This is a genomic window from Pantoea sp. X-Soil-ISGK-355, from assembly GCF_059730805.1.
Genome location: NZ_AP035971.1, coordinates 2,250,287 through 2,267,628, shown reverse-complemented (window position 1 = coordinate 2,267,628; position 17,342 = coordinate 2,250,287). Strand labels below are relative to the sequence as shown.

General features: G+C 54.2%; 20 protein-coding genes. 12 read left to right on the top strand and 8 right to left on the bottom strand.

Annotated features, from left to right (window positions below; translation table 11 throughout):
• Positions 1 to 147 precede the first annotated feature (147 nt).
• Complete coding sequence (locus tag AC6I8J_RS10510) at positions 148 to 711, bottom strand: CoA pyrophosphatase (protein ID WP_222925384.1); 564 nt, start codon at positions 709 to 711, stop codon at positions 148 to 150.
• Complete coding sequence (pabB, locus tag AC6I8J_RS10505; protein WP_222925385.1) at positions 695 to 2,074, bottom strand: aminodeoxychorismate synthase component 1; 1,380 nt, start codon at positions 2,072 to 2,074, stop codon at positions 695 to 697. The genes AC6I8J_RS10510 and pabB overlap by 17 nt, the downstream gene beginning before the upstream one ends.
• Before the next feature lie 110 nt (positions 2,075 to 2,184).
• On the opposite strand from pabB, the gene AC6I8J_RS10500 reads away from it, so the two are divergent.
• The gene (locus AC6I8J_RS10500; protein ID WP_013358092.1) at positions 2,185 to 2,379 is read left to right on the top strand and encodes a YoaH family protein; all 195 of its coding nucleotides are present in this window, start codon (positions 2,185 to 2,187) and stop codon (positions 2,377 to 2,379) included.
• A 12-nt stretch (positions 2,380 to 2,391) separates the two neighbouring features.
• Here AC6I8J_RS10500 and AC6I8J_RS10495 read toward each other — a convergent pair whose 3' ends face one another.
• Positions 2,392 to 2,736: a RidA family protein gene (locus AC6I8J_RS10495; protein ID WP_260058324.1), complete on the bottom strand. Its 345-nt coding sequence runs from the start codon at positions 2,734 to 2,736 to the stop codon at positions 2,392 to 2,394.
• Between the two features lie 67 nt (positions 2,737 to 2,803).
• The gene (locus AC6I8J_RS10490) at positions 2,804 to 3,163 is read right to left on the bottom strand and encodes a hypothetical protein (protein WP_260058323.1); all 360 of its coding nucleotides are present in this window, start codon (positions 3,161 to 3,163) and stop codon (positions 2,804 to 2,806) included.
• A gap of 341 nt (positions 3,164 to 3,504) precedes the next feature.
• On the opposite strand from AC6I8J_RS10490, the gene AC6I8J_RS10485 reads away from it, so the two are divergent.
• From AC6I8J_RS10485 to rnd, 7 genes are all read left to right on the top strand, one after another.
• Positions 3,505 to 3,672 carry a hypothetical protein gene (locus AC6I8J_RS10485; protein ID WP_202604891.1) on the top strand — a complete coding sequence of 56 codons (168 nt, stop codon included), beginning with the start codon at positions 3,505 to 3,507 and terminating at the stop codon, positions 3,670 to 3,672.
• A 644-nt stretch (positions 3,673 to 4,316) separates the two neighbouring features.
• Positions 4,317 to 5,054: a carbonic anhydrase gene (locus AC6I8J_RS10480; protein WP_260058322.1), complete on the top strand. Its 738-nt coding sequence runs from the start codon at positions 4,317 to 4,319 to the stop codon at positions 5,052 to 5,054.
• Positions 5,055 to 5,303: 249 nt separating this feature from the next.
• Positions 5,304 to 7,220, top strand: coding sequence for a DNA repair helicase YoaA (yoaA, locus tag AC6I8J_RS10475; RefSeq protein ID WP_260058321.1), 1,917 nt, complete (start codon positions 5,304 to 5,306; stop codon positions 7,218 to 7,220).
• A gap of 44 nt (positions 7,221 to 7,264) precedes the next feature.
• Positions 7,265 to 7,963 carry a tRNA (adenosine(37)-N6)-threonylcarbamoyltransferase complex dimerization subunit type 1 TsaB gene (tsaB, locus tag AC6I8J_RS10470; RefSeq protein ID WP_161734048.1) on the top strand — a complete coding sequence of 233 codons (699 nt, stop codon included), beginning with the start codon at positions 7,265 to 7,267 and terminating at the stop codon, positions 7,961 to 7,963.
• A 60-nt stretch (positions 7,964 to 8,023) separates the two neighbouring features.
• The gene (locus tag AC6I8J_RS10465) at positions 8,024 to 8,620 is read left to right on the top strand and encodes a Slp family lipoprotein (protein WP_061062628.1); all 597 of its coding nucleotides are present in this window, start codon (positions 8,024 to 8,026) and stop codon (positions 8,618 to 8,620) included.
• Positions 8,621 to 8,826: 206 nt separating this feature from the next.
• On the top strand, positions 8,827 to 10,503 hold the full coding sequence (fadD, locus tag AC6I8J_RS10460; protein ID WP_161734044.1) for a long-chain-fatty-acid--CoA ligase FadD: 1,677 nt from the start codon (positions 8,827 to 8,829) through the stop codon (positions 10,501 to 10,503).
• Positions 10,504 to 10,601: 98 nt separating this feature from the next.
• The gene (gene rnd, locus AC6I8J_RS10455) at positions 10,602 to 11,723 is read left to right on the top strand and encodes a ribonuclease D (protein WP_161734042.1); all 1,122 of its coding nucleotides are present in this window, start codon (positions 10,602 to 10,604) and stop codon (positions 11,721 to 11,723) included.
• A gap of 53 nt (positions 11,724 to 11,776) precedes the next feature.
• On the opposite strand, the gene minE is transcribed toward rnd, so the two are convergent.
• From minE to minC, 3 genes are read right to left on the bottom strand one after another with little or no spacing between them, the layout of a single operon-like run.
• Entirely contained in the window at positions 11,777 to 12,046 is a 270-nt protein-coding gene (minE, locus tag AC6I8J_RS10450) for a cell division topological specificity factor MinE (protein ID WP_008925314.1), read from the bottom strand.
• 3 nt (positions 12,047 to 12,049) lie between these two features.
• On the bottom strand, positions 12,050 to 12,862 hold the full coding sequence (minD, locus tag AC6I8J_RS10445) for a septum site-determining protein MinD (RefSeq protein WP_003852716.1): 813 nt from the start codon (positions 12,860 to 12,862) through the stop codon (positions 12,050 to 12,052).
• A 33-nt stretch (positions 12,863 to 12,895) separates the two neighbouring features.
• Positions 12,896 to 13,609, bottom strand: coding sequence for a septum site-determining protein MinC (gene minC / locus AC6I8J_RS10440; protein ID WP_161734040.1), 714 nt, complete (start codon positions 13,607 to 13,609; stop codon positions 12,896 to 12,898).
• 155 nt (positions 13,610 to 13,764) lie between these two features.
• On the opposite strand from minC, the gene AC6I8J_RS10435 reads away from it, so the two are divergent.
• The 3 genes from AC6I8J_RS10435 (at position 13,765) to ycgN (ending at position 15,528) form a co-directional block, all read left to right on the top strand.
• A complete protein-coding gene (locus tag AC6I8J_RS10435; protein WP_161734038.1) occupies positions 13,765 to 14,040 on the top strand; it encodes a YcgL domain-containing protein in 276 nt (91 codons plus the stop codon).
• A gap of 316 nt (positions 14,041 to 14,356) precedes the next feature.
• The gene (locus AC6I8J_RS10430) at positions 14,357 to 15,016 is read left to right on the top strand and encodes a fumarylacetoacetate hydrolase family protein (RefSeq protein WP_222925393.1); all 660 of its coding nucleotides are present in this window, start codon (positions 14,357 to 14,359) and stop codon (positions 15,014 to 15,016) included.
• 65 nt (positions 15,017 to 15,081) lie between these two features.
• Complete coding sequence (ycgN, locus tag AC6I8J_RS10425) at positions 15,082 to 15,528, top strand: cysteine cluster protein YcgN (protein WP_285088390.1); 447 nt, start codon at positions 15,082 to 15,084, stop codon at positions 15,526 to 15,528.
• Between the two features lie 72 nt (positions 15,529 to 15,600).
• Here ycgN and dsbB read toward each other — a convergent pair whose 3' ends face one another.
• Complete coding sequence (gene dsbB, locus AC6I8J_RS10420; RefSeq protein ID WP_222925395.1) at positions 15,601 to 16,131, bottom strand: disulfide bond formation protein DsbB; 531 nt, start codon at positions 16,129 to 16,131, stop codon at positions 15,601 to 15,603.
• Between the two features lie 471 nt (positions 16,132 to 16,602).
• Here dsbB and fadR point away from each other — a divergent pair, with 471 nt between their 5' ends.
• Positions 16,603 to 17,322, top strand: a complete 720-nt coding sequence (gene fadR / locus AC6I8J_RS10415) for a fatty acid metabolism transcriptional regulator FadR (protein WP_013358075.1) — start codon at positions 16,603 to 16,605, stop codon at positions 17,320 to 17,322.
• Positions 17,323 to 17,342: the final 20 nt, after the last annotated feature.

Sequence of the window (17,342 nt, the reverse complement as noted above, 5' to 3'; positions counted from 1 at the left end):
TTTATGGCGCCCATAGTAATGGTCATGCACCGGAAAAGAGCAGCTTTTCGCATGAAATAAACTTATCAAAACAGATAGAAAAAATTATAGCGCAGCCCGGCAGGTCGCTGATGGGCTGGAAGGGAATAAAAAAGAGGAAGAAAGGTCTCAGAAGGCGATCTGCGTACTCAGTGAACGGATAATTCCTGCTGTCATGCCCCACACCAGATAATCCTGATAGCGCGACAGCCAGACCGGATGGCGTACACCCGCCCGATGCACCTCCAGCGCGCTGTAGCGGCTGAGCTGCAAAGCCTCGGCCAGTGGCATCTCGAAGGCACTGCTCACCTCATCCGGATTAATCGTTAAGCGCAGGTCGGCCGGAATAATGCCCAGCACGGGTGTCACCTGAAAGCCGGTGCTGCTGGTGACAGCGGGCAGCGCGCCTAATATCTCGACCTGATGTGGATCGATACCGACCTCTTCCTGCGCTTCACGCAGGGCGGTGGCGATCAGCGAGGCGTCGGTGTCATCCTGCATCCCGCCGGGAAAGGCGACCTGTCCGGCGTGTTTGCGCAGGGCGTGCGAGCGCTGCGTCAACAAAAGCCCCGGTTCATGGCGGGCTATAATCGGCACCAGCACCGCGGCATGACGTCCGGAGAGATGCTGCGTGCTGCGGGCCGGCTGCTGCAGCAGAAAACGGCTGCGAAAAACCTCAAGCGTCAGTGCCAACTGAACCTCCTGTCTGTTCCAGTGCCGGTAAAATCCGGCTGACTTTATCGAGCGTTTCCTGATATTCCGCTTCAGCATCGCTGTCTGCTACCAGGCCGCCACCCGCGGCACAGTAAAGCTGTTGGCCTTCGGCGATCAGCGTGCGGATCGTGATACTGGTGTCCATCCGGCCACACAGGCTGAGATAGCCGATACTGCCGCACCAGGCATTGCGCCGCTGCGGCTCCAGCTCATCAATAATCTCCATCGCCCGAATTTTGGGCGCACCGGTTATCGAGCCGCCCGGAAAACAGGCGCGCAGCAGATCGGTGGCCTGCAGGGTGTCAGGCAACTGTGCGCGCACCGTGCTCACCAGATGATGGACGGCGGGGAAGGGTTCAACCACAAACAGTTCAGGCACCGTGACCGAGCCGGGCTGCGCCACGCGGCCAATATCGTTGCGCAGCAAATCGACAATCATCAGGTTTTCAGCCCGATCTTTCTCCGCATGGCGCAGTGCCTCAGCCTGTTGCGCATCGGCAATCGGATCGGCACAGCGTGGCCGGGTACCTTTAATCGGTCGGGTTTCAATCTGGTTTTGATTCAGCGACAGAAAGCGCTCCGGCGACAGGCTGAGAATCGCACTTTCCGGCAGGCGCAGAAACGCGCTGAACGGCGCCCGGTTAGCCGCGTTAAGCAGAGTAAACGCCTGCCACTCATCACCCTGATAACCGGCCTGAAAACGCTGCGCCAGGTTAACCTGATAACAGTCACCGGCCTGAATATAGGCCTGAACCGCGGCAAAGCGTGCGGCGTAATCGGCATAGCTCAGATTGGAGCGCCAGCGGCTGGTCAGTGAAAAGGGCACGATTTCACGCGCGGGCCACTGCGCCAGCCAGGCGGCGCGCGCTTCAGCGTTCTTCAACGCCACCAGCGTCAGGGTTTGCTGATGATGATCGGCAATCAAGGCCCAGTCATAGATCCCCACCGCCATGTCCGGCGTGGTGAGATCGGCTGTGGCTTTTTGGGGCAGTGACTCAAACCGGCGGCCCAGGTCATAACCAAACAGGCCCAGCGCACCGCCCTGAAACGGCAAAGCCTCACTGGCTGTGGGTCTGATGCCCAGCGCATCACACTGCTGCTGCACCAGCAGCAAGGGATCCGCGGTCGATTCGGTGGTGCCGGTCGTGTCGCTGATGGTCGTGATCGGCCCGCGGGTCACCAGGGTGACGCGGGGATCGGCGGTCAGAATGTCGAAGCGGTTGTCGCTGTGGCTGGCCTGCGCGGAGGAGAGCAGCATCGCCCACGGCAGATGGGCAAGGGTGGCAAAACGCTGTGTCAGCGCATCCGGGGTATAATCAAGCGTGAGGGTTTCAACAATCATCAGGCAGACAAATCAGAAAGCAAAGAGGCGGTCAGACTGACATATTTTTTCCCGACTGGCACCTGTTAGTTCCGCATGGGATACTGTCTGCCCCAACGCAGGAGTAGAACATGTTTATTGGATTACCGGCTCTCTCACATGAGCAGCAACAGCAGGCCGTTGAACGTATTCAGGAGTTGATGACGGGTGGTTTATCGAGCGGTGAAGCGATCGCCCAGGTGGCGCAGGAAATCCGTCAGAATCACAAGGGCGAACAGATTCGGGCGTTATTCGACGACGAAGATGAAGAAAACGAAGAGGAATAACACCCGACATCGTTAACGTGCAGCGATTATTTTAATTTCGATTTTGTACTTTGGATTCAGCAGGCCGGCCTGAACGGTGCAGCGCACCGGCGCATTACCCGGTGAGACCCAGGCGTCCCAGGCCCGGTTCATGGCGGGGAAATCGGCTTTATCCACCAGAAACAGCGTCGCATCCAGGATCTTACTTTTATCACTGCCGAGGCGAATCAGGATCGCGTCAATGACCGCCAGCGCATTGGCGGTCTGCGCTTCTGCGTCGGCATCCAGATTCTCAGGCACACTGGTGTAATAGATGGTGTCGTTGTGGATCACAGCTTCGGACATACGATGTTCCGGGTCAATGCGGGTAATACTCATCGGTTTCTCCCTGGTTAAGTGCGCATTAGCCTGGCACACTCCCGACATCGCTGTCACGCCTTACGCCTTACAGGCAGCGTTGCACAATCGCCTGTCTGTCCGCTATTACCTGAGGAGCCATACGGAAGGTCGTGAAATATTTTACCTTTGCCCCTTTTCTGTGGGGAGAGATATCCGCAAAAATCGAATCTTCCCAGGTAAAGACGCTGATCTCGTTGCCGTTCGGCTGGGTGTGGGTGGTGTTATCTCTGGCAATAACGCTGGTGGTTGACCAGCCACGATAAATACAGTCGCTGAGCTGAGGGACGGTACGGGTGCTTTGACCCTGAAAAACGGGTGGCTGCAGACGAGCCTGATCAGAAGTGGGAGCCTGGCAGCCGCAAAGCAGCAGCACGCCAGCCAGAGAGCCGATGCGGTAATAGTTCATAACATGCCTCCGCCTGAGTCAGGCAGTCGGGTTAAGGCCATCTGCATAACATCGCCTGAACGACAATGTTAAGCCAGTCTCAGCACGTCAGCTTACGGGTGCCACATCCCAACAGTAAGCTGATTTAATCATTATAAGCCGGGCCTTTGTTTCCTCGCTGCGTTCCTCTGCATTTGCTAACTGCATCACACTGTCGGGCTGGCAGCTTTCAGGGTGGAGGGCGATTGCCGCTCCTGCTGCCAGCCCTGACAGGCGGGCAACGGGACAGAATTCAGGACAGTGCCGGCTTAAAAATGTTATAAATCAGCCGTAAAATCGCGCCACTGGATGAGGATGAGAGCATGGCGAATACGCAGTATCTTTTTTGGGTTATGGCTGGCGCACTGACGCTGCTGTTTATTGTTATCGCGGCGTTTGTGGGTTTATCCAAAGGCACTAAGCCAGGCGTGATCACCTTTGCGGTGCTGTTTATCATCATGCTGGCGGGTGCGCTCTACATACGCCATTAGCGCCATGCGGTGAGTTCATTTTCAGTCTATTACAGCAATTTTACGCCTGGCTCACACTTCAGGCGGAAAATATGCGGCCGGTGGTGACAGTTAACTATGCTCAGTTGAAATAGCAGCACTGCTATTTATCACCGGAGGTAATTATGTCTGAACGTCCTGATTATGATGAACCGTTGCCAGATGATGCTGAGATCTATCCGGAAGATGAAGAAGAGGATGAGGAGGACGATCCGTTAGAAAAGGATGTTTAACCGTCTCAAAGGGATAGTTGTCGAGGTGCCTTTCTTCTGATTCAGGCTTACACCGCAAAACCGCCAGTCGTGCAGTTTTGCGGTTTCTCACTTCTGTAGCCTGCACCGATTCACCTCTTTCTGTGCTGTTTTCTCTCTGAGCCTGCCGACCCATTTTTTCTTCAGGTTTGTTGCTGAGTCGATTTCCTGAAGCAGGAAGTCCATATTAATGATCGTAAAAATCGTTATTTGAAATAAAAAATCTACAAGTAATATTTATTAAATTAACATCGATAGAAATTATCTACTCATTATTCATTCCTGTTTTAATTAACCGCATTTTGTCATCTTGCTGACGCAAAGCTGAGAGGAATAGTATTCCAGCCGCACATTAGCTTATTAAGCAGGGATAAAATGAAACAACTAAAAATGTTAAGTCTGGTTATAGCGATTTCGTCTGTCAGCGCAGCAGGTGCCGCGGAGCCGCACTGGACCTATGAAGGCAAAGCCGGTCCGGCGCACTGGAGTGAACTGACCAGCGACTTCCATATGTGTCACGAAGGCAAGTCACAGTCGCCCATTAATATTACAAATCCGATCGAGGGACATTTACAGCCACTTGATCTGGCTTACCACACATCCGCTGAGAAGGTGATTAACAACGGTCACACCATTCAGGTAACGGTTGATGAGGAAGATGACTTTGTGCTGGATGGTGAAAAATTCACACTGCGTCAGTATCATTTTCATACACCGAGTGAAAACCAGATTAACGGAGAAACTTTTCCGCTTGAAGCCCACTTTGTTCACAGCAAAGAGGATGGCGATCTCGCCGTGGTCGCGGTGATGTTTAAGGTTGGTAAAGAGAATCCGGCACTGGTGCCCTTAATTGACGCAATGCCGAAAGAGGAAAACAAACAGGTAAACATTAACCGGCAGGTAGATTTGCGCGCACTCTTTCCCAGAGACCTGCACTACTATCGCTTCAGTGGTTCACTTACGACGCCACCCTGCAGCGAAGGTATTCGCTGGCTGGTGCTGAAAGAGCCGGTTACGCTCTCTCAGGCGCAGCTCGACGCCTTTAAACAGGCACTGAAAACCACCAATAATCGTCCGCTGCAGCATCTGAATGGCCGGATGATTGTGCAGTAATAACGGTTTTTAGCGCTTCTTCTGCCTGTGCAATTGACTGATATGTCATCAGGCATATCGGCAACGCGACGGGTTTTTTTCAGGCGGCTTCGGGCCGCCTTTTCTGTGCCTGTCAGCTGTAAATCGGGCTGATATAAGAGGGTGTTGGTATCGGCATGAGAATTATAAGTTTTTGATATTTTTCGATTTTGCTTTGTTAATCCAATACTGACATAATTACAGTGTTTTTGCCGTTTTTAGTGAGGGTATGTGGCAGACGATTTTGCAGTGGATGGCGCGCTGGCGCTGGCGATCGCAGGCTTTAAGCCGCGTGAAGCACAACGTGAGATGGCGCAGGCGGTATCTGAAGCCGTAAAACAGCAGGGTGAACTGGTGGTCGAAGCCGGTACCGGTACCGGAAAAACTTATGCCTACCTGGCACCCGCTTTACGGGCTGGTAAAAAAGTGATTGTCTCCACTGGATCCAAAGCGCTGCAGGATCAGCTCTATGCCCGCGATCTGCCCACGATGATCAAGGCGCTGAAGTTCAAAGGTAAAACCGCCTTACTGAAAGGGCGCTCCAACTATCTCTGTCTGGAACGTATGGAACAGCAGTCGATGGCGGGCGGCGATCTCACCGCGCAGGGGCTGACTGACCTGGTGACGCTGCGCAGCTGGTCATCACAGACGGAAGATGGTGACATCAGCAGCTGTGCGGGCGTCACCGAAGACAGTCCGGTCTGGCCGCTGGTGACCAGCACCAACGATAACTGCCTCGGCACCGACTGCCCGCGCTATAAAGAGTGCTTCGTGGTCAAAGCGCGTAAGCGCGCCATGGACGCCGATGTGGTGGTCGTGAACCACCATCTCTTTCTTGCCGACCTGGTGGTGAAAGAGGGCGGCTTCGGCGAACTTATTCCCGAAGCGGATGTGATGATCTTCGACGAAGCTCATCAGTTGCCTGACATCGCCAGTCAGTATTTTGGTCAACAGCTTTCCAGCCGTCAGTTACTCGATCTCGCCAAAGATATCATTACCGCCTACCGCACCGAAGTTCGCGATGCCCAGCAGCTGCAGAAATCCGCTGACCGCCTGGCGCAATGCGCGCAGGATTTCCGCCTGTCACTGGGCGATCCCGGCTATCGCGGAAATCTGCGCGAGCTGCTGAGCGATAATCAGATTCTGCGTATGTTCACCCTGCTGGATGATGCACTGGAGCTCTGCTATGACGTCATCAAACTCTCGCTGGGTCGCTCAGCTCTGCTGGATGCCGCCTTTGAGCGCGCCGCACTCTACCGTACCCGGTTAAAACGGTTACGGGCGATTAACGAGCCGGGCTACAGCTACTGGTATGAATGCACTTCCCGCCACTTTATCCTGGCGCTCACGCCGCTATCGGTAGCGGAACGCTTCCGTGAGGTGATGGATAACCGCAAGGCCGCATGGATTTTCACCTCGGCCACCCTGGCGGTAGATGAGAAAATGGCCCACTTTGCCGAACGGCTGGGTGTCAATGCGGCAAAGAGCCTGATCCTGAACAGTCCGTTTGACTTTGCGAAGCAGGCTTTGCTCTGTGTACCACGCAATCTCCCGGAACCTAACCGTCCCGGTGGCGCGCGCCAGCTGGCCGCAATGATGAAACCGTTGATCGATGCGAATAAAGGCCGCTGTTTCTTCCTCTGTACTTCGCATCTGATGATGCGAGAGCTGGCCGCAGAGTTTCGCGCCTCGATGACACTGCCGGTGCTGGTGCAGGGTGAAACCAGCAAAGGTCAGTTACTGAAGCAGTTTATCGAGAAGGGTAATGCTCTGCTGGTGGCGACCAGCAGCTTCTGGGAAGGCGTGGATGTGCGGGGTGATGCGCTGTCCCTGGTGATCATCGACAAACTACCGTTCACCTCACCGGAAGATCCGCTGCTAAAAGCCCGAATGGAAGATTGCCGGATTCGCGGCGGCGATCCCTTTGCGGATGTGCAGTTGCCGGATGCGGTGATTACCCTGAAGCAGGGTGTAGGCCGTCTGATCCGTGATACGGACGATCGTGGTGTGCTGGTCATTTGCGATCAGCGTCTGGTCTCACGGCCTTATGGCGCACTGTTTCTTAACAGCCTGCCGCCGACGCCGCGCACCCGCGACATTGCTCAGGCCATCGCCTTTATCCGCCAGCAACCCGAACCAGACGCGTAATTTTATGCTAAGATGCGCGCCGTTTTCTTTCTTCTGAGGTAGTCATGTCAGCCCGAATTTTAGCGCTGGATACGGCGACAGAAGCCTGTTCAGCCGCCTTGCTGAATCAGCAACAGATTGATGCCCGATTCGAGATTGCTCCGCGCGATCATACGCAGCGTATTCTGCCGCTGGTCGAGGAACTGCTGCTGGCGCAGCAATTGGAACTGACCGAACTGGACGCGCTCGCCTTTGGCCGGGGTCCTGGCAGTTTTACCGGCGTGCGGATCGGTATTGGTATTGCTCAGGGCCTGGCACTGGGCGCATCACTGCCGATGATCGCCGTTTCCACCCTGGCGACGCTGGCGGAAGGGGCCTGGCGTCTGCACGGTGCAACCCGGGTGTTAACCGCTATCGATGCGCGAATGGGCGAGGTTTACTGGGCCGAATATCAGCGTGATGAGCAGGGTGTCTGGCAGGGTGAAGCCAGCGAATGCGTGCTGTCCCCTGAGGCAGCACTCACCCGGATGCAGGCGCTCTCTGGCGACTGGATGACCGCCGGCACCGGCTGGCAGGCCTATCCTGCCCTGCAGCAGGGACACGATCTGACCCTGAACACCAGCGACGTTACTTTGCCTGCCGCACAGGATATGCTGCCACTGGCGATGCTTGCGCTGGCGCAGGGGAATACGTTGCTGCCGGAGACGGCGGAGCCGACGTATCTGCGTAATGAAGTCGCCTGGAAAAAATTACCTGGCCGGTAAAATACACGCAACTTATTGTTATGCATCCAGTCTAACGCTTTACCTAACGGGAGAACGTCTATGTCGTCAATGTGTGGTAAAGGGCTTTCAGGTCTGCTGCTGACCTGTGTGCTGGCGTTAACCGGTTGTGTCTCCATTCCTGACACACTGCAGGGCAGCTCACCTCAGCCACAGCAGGATCTGTTGCGGGTGATGAGCGATCCTTCGCTCTTTGTCGGGCAGGAATCGCGCTTTGGCGGCAAGGTAGTGAATGTCACTAACCTGAACGGCAAAACCCGGCTTGAGATTGCGGCACAACCGCTGGATGAGAGCGCCAGACCGCGTCTGGGGGCGGCCTCGGTTGGCCGGATTTATGCAGACATTCACGGCTTTGTTGATCCGGTGGATGTCAGAAACCAGTACGTTACCGTGCTGGGTACGCTGAAGGGCACGGAGCAGGGTAAAATTGGTGAGGCCGATTACAAATTTGTGGTCATTGATGTGCGCGGTTATCAGCGCTGGCGCATTGCCCAGCAGGTAACCGCACCGCCACAGCCGATGGATCCCTGGATCTGGTATGGTCCGACCCGTCATCGCGGCGGATACTGGGGACCTAATCCCTACTGGGGAATGGTCAACACCGGACCCTCAGAGGTGCAGACCATCCTGACCGAATAAGTGTAAACATGATTTATCCAGCCCGGTCGCGGCGCTCGCTACCGGGCTTTTTATTGGCCTGTTTTCCCGGCACGAAATTTAGTGATGCACTTCGCAACCTCAACATGCCGAAACAGGCAAACTGGTACAATCAGTTAAAATATTGTTAACAAACCAGATTGGCTGAGGCGGCGATGGAAATACAACATAATTATCGGGGTGGATCCTTGAATAAGGTTTGGCTGAAACGCTACCCGGCAGATGTACCTGCCGAAATAAGTGCAGATCGTTACACCTCGCTGGTGGATCTTTTTGAGCAGGCAGTAAAACGCTACGCCGATCAACCCGCATTTCTGAACATGGGTCAGAAGATGAGTTATCGTCAGCTGGAAGAGAAGAGCCGTGCCTTTGCTGCTTATCTCCAGCATCAGCTGGGCCTGAAAGCAGGTGATCGGGTGGCGCTGATGATGCCTAACTTACTGCAGTATCCGGTGGCCCTGTTTGGTGTACTGCGTGCCGGTATGGTCGTGGTCAATGTGAATCCGCTCTACACGCCGCGTGAGCTGAAGCATCAGCTCAATGACAGTGGTGCCAGCGCCATCGTTATTGTCTCAAATTTTGCGCATACCCTGGAAAAAGTGGTGGCTGAAACCGCTGTGCGGCATGTCATCCTGACCCGGATGGGCGATCAGCTGGCACCGATAAAAGCCACACTGGTTAATTTTGTTGTCAAGTATGTGAAGAAGCTGGTGCCCAAATACCATTTACCCGGCGCCATTTCGTTTCGTCAGGTGCTGGAAGTGGGTGCCACGCTCAATTATCAGCGACCGACTGTCTCGAATGACGATCTTGCCTTCCTGCAATACACCGGCGGCACCACCGGCGTGGCGAAAGGGGCAATGCTGACCCATCGCAACATGCAGGCGAATCTGGAGCAGACCCGTGCGACATACGGTAAGGTACTGCGTGACGGAAAAGAATTTGTTGTCACCGCGCTGCCGCTTTACCACATCTTCGCTTTAACCGTGAATGGCCTGCTGTTCCTGGAGCTGGGCGGTCAGAATCTGTTAATCACTAATCCCCGCGATATTCCCGGCTTCGTTAAAGAGCTGGGTAAAGTTCCGTTTACCGCGATTACCGGCGTGAACACGCTGTTTAATGCGCTGCTCAACGATGAGCAGTTCAATAAACTCGATTTTTCAACGCTGCGCCTCTCTGCGGGTGGCGGAATGGCAGTGCAGAAAGTGGTGGCTGAGCGCTGGGAAAAGCTCACCGGACACTATCTGCTGGAAGGCTACGGCCTGACCGAATGTTCGCCGCTGGTATCCGTCAATCCGTATGACATCAGTTGCCATACGGGCAGTATCGGCCTGCCGGTTCCTTCGACCGACGTACGCATTCTCGATGATGCCGGAAACGAAGTAGTGCCGGGGGAGCCGGGCGAACTCTGTATCAGCGGTCCGCAGGTGATGCTGGGCTATTGGCAGCATCCGGAAGCAACAGCGGAAGTGCTGAAAAATGGCTGGCTCCACAGCGGTGATATTGTTACCGTTGACCAGGAAGGGTTCATTCGCATCGTTGACCGCAAAAAAGATATGATTCTGGTCTCCGGTTTTAATGTCTATCCGAATGAGATCGAAGATGTACTGATGCAGCACCCGAAAGTGCGTGAAGCCGCGGCAATTGGCGTGCCCAGCGACCTGTCAGGCGAAGCAGTAAAAGTCTGCATCGTGAAAAAAGAGGCGTCGCTGACCAAAGAAGAGGTGCTCGATCACTGTCGCCGCCAGCTGACCGGTTACAAGGTGCCAAAAATCATTGAGTTTCGTGATGAGTTACCGAAAACCAACGTCGGAAAGATCCTGCGACGTGAGCTGCGCGACGAGGCGAAGCCCGGCGCGAACTGAATCTGTATAAGAATTGAGGTTGAACGCCGGCATGTCCGGCGTTTTTATTGTTTTTAACATGGAGCGCCGCGCGTTGTTGGCTGCGGTGGAAATCAGACGTGAATTATTCCCTTATCGACCAGGATGAACAACTGGCTGACGTGTGTCAGAAAGCCCGCCAGCATACAGCGGTGGCACTGGACACCGAATTTGTCCGCACCCGCACCTACTACCCTCAGCTTGGCCTGATCCAGCTGTTCGACGATCACCAGCTGGTGCTGATTGACCCGCTGAATATCCGTGACTGGTCACCCTTTATTGCGCTGCTGACCGACACCCGCGTGACTAAATTTCTGCATGCCGGAGGGGAAGATCTGGAAGTCTTCCTGCACCGTTTCGGCGTGCTGCCGACGCCTATGATTGACACTCAGATTCTGGCAGCCTTCTCCGGCCAGCCACTTTCCTGGGGCTTTGCTTCCATGGTGGCGCATTTTACCCAGGTCGAGCTGGATAAAAGTGAATCCCGTACCGACTGGCTGGCGCGCCCTCTGACCCAGCGTCAGTGCGAGTATGCGGCGGCGGACGTTCACTATCTGCTGCCGATTGCCCGTCAGTTGATGATCAACACGGAAGAGGCTGGCAACATGGCGGCGGCACTCAGTGAGTGCGATAACCTCTGTCAGCGCCGTCTCGACAGCGTGGCACCGGATGAAGCCTGGCGGGATATCACCAATGCCTGGCAACTGCGTCCGCGTCAGCTGGCGGCACTGCAGCGGCTGGCGGCCTGGCGTCTGAAACTGGCGCGTGAAAAAGATATGGCGGTGAATTTTGTGGTGCGCGAAGAGCATCTGTGGAAAGTGGCGCGCTTTATGCCTGGCTCTCTGGGGGAGCTGGATCATCTGGGGCTGTCAGGCCACGAAATCCGTTTCCACGGCAAAACGCTGGTGGCGCTGGTGGCCGAAGCGGAGGCGCTTGACGAGAATGAACTGCCGGCACCGCTGGGCAATCTGATCGACCATCCGCACTATAAGCAGGTGTTTAAGGCGATGAAGGCGCTGGTGCAGCAGGTCAGTGAGCAGAGCGGATTCAGTCAGGAGTTACTGGCGTCACGACGTCAGATTAATCAGGTATTAAGCCAGCACTGGGGCCTGAAGCCACAGGGACGTCAGCCGGAATTACTCACCGGATGGCGGGGCGAACTGCTGAAACCCGGCATTGAGGAGATTCTTGCGGGTTGTTAACCGGTTAAACTTCCCCTGCCACTGCGCAGGGGAAATTCAGGAAACGGTCAGCGTCATTTAGTCACTTCATCCGTTTCTGGCAGCGTGACGTTCAGCTCCAGAATCGAGATGTCATCACCTTTCTGATCGAGCTGTACCGTGACCATTTCCGGATCGATCTTCACATATCTGCAAATCACTTCCAGAATGTCGCGCTTAAGTTGCGGAAGATAGTGGGGCTCACTGTCGCCCCTTCTCCGTTCTGCCACGATAATCTGCAGCCGTTCCTTGGCTATGTTGGCAGTGTTCTTCTTCCGGGATAAAAAGAAATCAAGTAATGCCATGGTTTATCCCCCGAACAGGCGTTTCAGGAAACCCTTCTTCTCTTCTTCGATAAAGCGGAAGGGGCGTACTTCGCCGAGTAACCGTTCAACGGTATCGGCATAGGCTTTGCCAGCATCAGATTCGCCGTCAAGAATCACCGGCTCACCCTGGTTAGAGGCACGTAACACCGATTGATCTTCAGGGATCACACCGACCAGAGGAATGCGCAGAATTTCCAGCACATCTTCCATGCTCAGCATATCGCCACGGTTTACCCGGCCAGGGTTGTAGCGGGTCAGCAGCAGATGCTCCTTCACCGGGTCCTGACTGTTTTCAGCGCGGCGGGATTTCGATGAGATGATGCCGAGGATACGGTCGGAGTCGCGGACAGAAGAGACTTCCGGGTTAGTGGTGATGATTGCTTCGTCCGCAAAGTAAAGTGCCATCAGTGCGCCCGTTTCAATCCCTGCCGGTGAGTCACAGACGATGAAGTCAAACTCCATTGCGGCCAGATCGTTCAGGACTTTCTCAACACCTTCACGGGTCAGCGCATCTTTATCGCGGGTCTGCGATGCAGGCAGAATGTAGAGCTGCTCAGTGCGTTTGTCGCGAATCAGCGCCTGGTTCAGCGTGGCATCGCCCTGGATAACGTTAACGAAGTCGTAGACCACACGGCGTTCACAGCCCATGATCAAATCCAGGTTACGCAGACCGATATCAAAGTCGATAACGACCGTCTTTTTGCCTTTCTGCGCTAAACCGGTGGCGATGGCCGCGCTTGACGTGGTCTTACCAACGCCCCCTTTACCGGATGTAACTACAATAATGCGTGCCATAAATGTTGATTTCCTTAACAAAAGAAAAGGGGCCTAATTAAGTGTCTGGATAGTCAGCGCGCCATCCTGCAGGCACAGGCGCGCGGCTTTACCAAAAAATTCTTGCGGGATCTGATCCATGATCCAGTACTCTCCGGCAATCGAGACCAGCTCGGCAGCCAGGTTAGTACAGAAAATCTGGCAGTTGCGATCGCCGCTGGCACCTGCCAGAGCGCGACCGCGCATCATGCCGTAAATATGAATGTTGCCATCGGCGACCAGTTCGGCACCGGCACTGACGCTGCTTGTGATGATTAAGTCGGCGTCACGCGCATAAATCTGCTGGCCTGAGCGCACCGGCGTGTTCACGATGCGGGTTTTCGCTGCTGCCGTCTCGGTTACAACCGGCTGTGGTTCAGGAATGGGGGCCGGCTGCTGTGTCTCGGCGCGCGGTCTGGACTCTTTGCCTTCTGCCAGTACCGGCAGCCCTGCACGGGCGATCATGCGTTTCAAAGCATCATCTTTGCAGCCGCTTACGCCGACAATGCGTAAACCGGTAGCAAGAATGGCTTGCTGTAGCTGTTTCCAGTTAACATCGGCACTCAATGTGGCGACGTTTAGCACCACCGGGGCGTTTTTCAGGAAATCGGGAGCCTGGTCAATCTTGTCCTGGAGTGCCTTGCGAATCACCACAGGGTCATGGTGATGCAAATGGACGACAGACAGGGTGAAACTGCTACCTTTGAATTCGATTGGCGTTTGCGACATCTGTCCCGACTCAGTCCTGTTTTCACTACCGTTAACCCGGCGATGATAAAATCATCGCTGAAGCGCTAACGGTGAATATTCGAAGTTCTGCAAGCATGTTATAGTTACAGCTATATTCAGACAAGCCTCAACGCCGGTTAATTCGAGTAAAAAATATGTTTTGTGTGATCTACAGAAGCCCGTTACGTGACCAGACTTATCTCTATGTTGAAAAAAAGGACGATTTTTCGCGCGTTCCGGAAGAATTGCTGAAAGGATTTGGCAAGCCGCAACTGGCGATGGTGCTGAAGCTGGCGGACCGCGACAGGCTGGCTAACGCAGATATCAATAAAGTTAAGCAGGGATTGAGCGAGCAGGGTTATTATTTACAGCTTCCACCGCCGATTGAAAGTCTGCTAAAAATTCATTTAGAGGCCGATAAAAAAGTTTAACTCGGATTCTTCTGTAAATATAAATCCTGTCGGTGCGACACTGCAGGGTTAATATTGCTCTGAAGCTGCGCAAAATTAACGGCGCAGCTTATCTGTTTACCCCTGTTTAAATACCCAGTCCACATTTTCACACCTTATTTGTACGATTATTCAGCACGCCAGGGGCATCGTTTACGCTTTTTGACAAATTCCGCACCCCGGATGGTTAAAAGGATCTTATTATCACGCTCTGTTGCTGGCATTTCGATCAACGCATCAGCAAACATCAACCCGCCAGCCGCGCTGGCACAACACCTAACCTGAACAGGGGATGAGCATGTATCAGCATCATAACTGGCAAGGCGCTCTGTTAGATTTTCCGGTCAGCAAAGTGGTTTGCGTCGGCAGTAATTATGCAAAACACATTAAAGAGATGGGCAGTGCGACCCCAACCGAGCCGGTAATCTTTATCAAACCGGAAACAGCGCTATGTGATTTGCGCCAGCCGCTCTCTATTCCCGACGCCTTTGGCGAAGTTCATCACGAAGTAGAACTGGCGGTGCTGATAGGTGCGACGCTGAAGCAGGCGAGTGAAGAACACGTGGCTAAGGCGATTGCAGGCTATGGCGTGGCGCTGGATCTGACGCTGCGTGACCTGCAGTCCGGGTTGAAAAAAGCGGGCCAGCCATGGGAAAAATCCAAAGGCTTTGATAACGCCTGTCCCATCTCCGGTTTCATCCCGGTAGCCGAATTCAGTGATGATCCACAGAATGTCGAGCTTAAGCTGGTGGTAAACGGAGAAGTGCGTCAGCACGGCAACACAGCCGATATGATTCACAAAATTCTGCCGCTGATTGCACATATGAGCCACTATTTTACGTTGCGTGCAGGCGATGTCATTCTGACCGGGACACCTGAGGGTGTGGGTCCGATGCGCTCGGGTGACAAGCTGGACGTGTCGCTGGCGGGTCACGGCATCAGCACGCGCGTACTCTAAAAACTTGCATCACCGCAGCATAGGCTTTATAAGGTGCGTTTCAGGCACAACCCGGACAAATCATCATGACTGACACCCCTTTCTGGCAACAAAAACGCCTGGCACAAATGAGCAATGAGGAATGGGAATCCTTGTGTGATGGTTGTGGCCAGTGTTGCCTTAACAAGTTGCAGGACGCTGACACGGATGAGATTTACTTCACCAACGTCGCCTGCAATCAGCTCAATATTAAAACCTGCCAGTGCCGTAACTATGAACGCCGCTTCGAATTAGAAGAGGATTGCATCAAGCTTACGCGCGAAAATCTGACTACCTTCAACTGGCTGCCGCGCACCTGCGCCTACCGGTTGCTGGGCGAGGGCAAAGGATTGCCGGTCTGGCATCCGCTGCGGGCTGGTTCGAAAACCGCGATGCATGCGCAGCGAATTTCGGTGCGTTATATTGCAGTGCGGGAGAGTGAAGTGCGGGACTGGGAAGATCACATTATTGATCGTCCCGATCGCAACGGCTAAGCGCCACTGCCTCATCTGAAACGTAAAAAGGCTGCCACTGGCAGCCTTTTTTGATCTCAGCAACGTTTCGTGTCAGCGACTAAAGAGATCGCGACGCTTAGGTTTGAAAGGCTGGGCAATCAGTACCAGCACTGCGACCAGCAGATAACCGGCAAATACCCCTATCATCCACTGCGGCATGCTGAGCGTCAGGAAAGTCCAGCTACGTTCTGCGCAGTCACCGCTGGCCAGAAACACCGACGGCAGCCACTTATCCAGCGGTAATCCGCTGGGGAAACGGGCGGCAAAATCACAGGTAGTAAACGGGTTTGGATGCAGCTGAATCATCGTGTGTTCATAAGAGAGACGCAGACCCTCCCAGGCACTGTAGATCCATAACGCCAGAGCGCCCAGACGCAGCGGTGATTTCGGTGCAATCGCACCCACCAGACCCGCGCCCAGTACACCAAACAGCGCATTACGTTCATAAATACACATCACGCAGGGCTTTAGTCCCATCACGTGCTGAAAGAAGAGTGCCGTTAATTCCAGTGTAAGCGCTGTCAGTGCCAGTAATAACCAGGCTCCCCGACCACGAGAACATTGATTCAGATATCGCAACATATTGCATTCCCTGTAAACGTTAATGCCACGCAGTGTAAACCAAAAGCGCGGGCAAACCAGCTAGGGACAGGGAAAAATCGTGTGCAAACATGACCTGATTCTGATCCAGAGCAGGTTACATGAGGATAAGCGGAGGTCCTCAGGGTTTTGCCTGCTCAGTAAACAGCTTGAAGGTGGGGACGTTAAGAAAACCCGGCTGCGATCGACAGGAAGCGAAACGGCAAGCGCAGGCCATCCGGTACCAGCATGCTGTACTTTCAGGATGTTTTTCTGCTGGTTTTTGAGACTGAATGTTCCCGCGCAGAAAAACGTGCACCCGGCCGTTGCCTTATAACAGTTGCACTCGTCGCCAGCCAGTCTGAAATATGCGCCCGCGCCCGGTTTTAATGGTTACGCAGGCTATATCCGCTATAGGGCGTCTGGTATGATGAGTCCCCATCATGATTAGAAAAGCAACGAGAACACATTGCTATGGTTATAAAGGCTCAGAGTCCAGCGGGATTTGCTGAAGAGTATATTATTGAAAGCATCTGGAACAGTCGCTTTCCGCCCGGATCGATTCTTCCTGCTGAGCGTGAGCTTTCTGAATTGATTGGGGTGACACGCACTACATTGCGTGAAGTGCTGCAGCGTCTGGCACGTGACGGCTGGCTGACGATTCAGCACGGCAAACCGACGCGCGTGAACGATTTCTGGGAGACATCTGGCCTGAATATTCTGGAGACGCTTGCCCGCCTTGATCACGACAGTGTGCCGGTGCTGATTGACAACCTGCTGTCAGTCCGCAGCAATATTTCATCAATTTTTATCAGCCGTGCGCTGCGCCATCATCCGGACAAGGCGCGTGAAGTGCTGGAGACGGTAAGTGCCGCGGCCGATCAGGCGGATGCCTATACCGAACTCGACTATCGGGTGTTCCGCGGTCTGGCATTTGCATCAGGTAATCCGATTTACGGTCTGATCCTCAATGGCCTGAAAGGCCTCTATACCCGTGTAGGTCGTCACTACTTTTCCAGTGCGGAAGCGCGTCAGGTTGCGCGTGATTTCTATCTGACACTTCTGGCGCTGTGCGACAAAGAGCCAGGACAGGATGAGATTGTAGAGGTGGTGCGCAACTATGGCCGCCGCAGCGGCGAAATCTGGCACAGTATGCAGAAGAACCTGCCAGACGACCTCGGCAATAAGCGATAAAAAAACCGGACATCGCGTCC

Excerpts from the sequence above, each read along its gene's own strand:
- pabB (WP_222925385.1), bottom strand. The coding sequence starts at position 2,074 with ATGATTGTTGAAACCCTCACGCTTGATTATACCCCGGATGCGCTGACA.
- AC6I8J_RS10500 (WP_013358092.1), top strand. The coding sequence starts at position 2,185 with ATGTTTATTGGATTACCGGCTCTCTCACATGAGCAGCAACAGCAGGCC.
- AC6I8J_RS10495 (WP_260058324.1), bottom strand. The coding sequence starts at position 2,736 with ATGAGTATTACCCGCATTGACCCGGAACATCGTATGTCCGAAGCTGTG.
- AC6I8J_RS10490 (WP_260058323.1), bottom strand. The coding sequence starts at position 3,163 with ATGAACTATTACCGCATCGGCTCTCTGGCTGGCGTGCTGCTGCTTTGC.
- AC6I8J_RS10485 (WP_202604891.1), top strand. The coding sequence starts at position 3,505 with ATGGCGAATACGCAGTATCTTTTTTGGGTTATGGCTGGCGCACTGACG.
- AC6I8J_RS10480 (WP_260058322.1), top strand. The coding sequence starts at position 4,317 with ATGAAACAACTAAAAATGTTAAGTCTGGTTATAGCGATTTCGTCTGTC.
- tsaB (WP_161734048.1), top strand. The coding sequence starts at position 7,265 with ATGTCAGCCCGAATTTTAGCGCTGGATACGGCGACAGAAGCCTGTTCA.
- AC6I8J_RS10465 (WP_061062628.1), top strand. The coding sequence starts at position 8,024 with ATGTCGTCAATGTGTGGTAAAGGGCTTTCAGGTCTGCTGCTGACCTGT.
- minE (WP_008925314.1), bottom strand. The coding sequence starts at position 12,046 with ATGGCATTACTTGATTTCTTTTTATCCCGGAAGAAGAACACTGCCAAC.
- minD (WP_003852716.1), bottom strand. The coding sequence starts at position 12,862 with ATGGCACGCATTATTGTAGTTACATCCGGTAAAGGGGGCGTTGGTAAG.
- minC (WP_161734040.1), bottom strand. The coding sequence starts at position 13,609 with ATGTCGCAAACGCCAATCGAATTCAAAGGTAGCAGTTTCACCCTGTCT.
- AC6I8J_RS10435 (WP_161734038.1), top strand. The coding sequence starts at position 13,765 with ATGTTTTGTGTGATCTACAGAAGCCCGTTACGTGACCAGACTTATCTC.
- AC6I8J_RS10430 (WP_222925393.1), top strand. The coding sequence starts at position 14,357 with ATGTATCAGCATCATAACTGGCAAGGCGCTCTGTTAGATTTTCCGGTC.
- ycgN (WP_285088390.1), top strand. The coding sequence starts at position 15,082 with ATGACTGACACCCCTTTCTGGCAACAAAAACGCCTGGCACAAATGAGC.
- dsbB (WP_222925395.1), bottom strand. The coding sequence starts at position 16,131 with ATGTTGCGATATCTGAATCAATGTTCTCGTGGTCGGGGAGCCTGGTTA.
- fadR (WP_013358075.1), top strand. The coding sequence starts at position 16,603 with ATGGTTATAAAGGCTCAGAGTCCAGCGGGATTTGCTGAAGAGTATATT.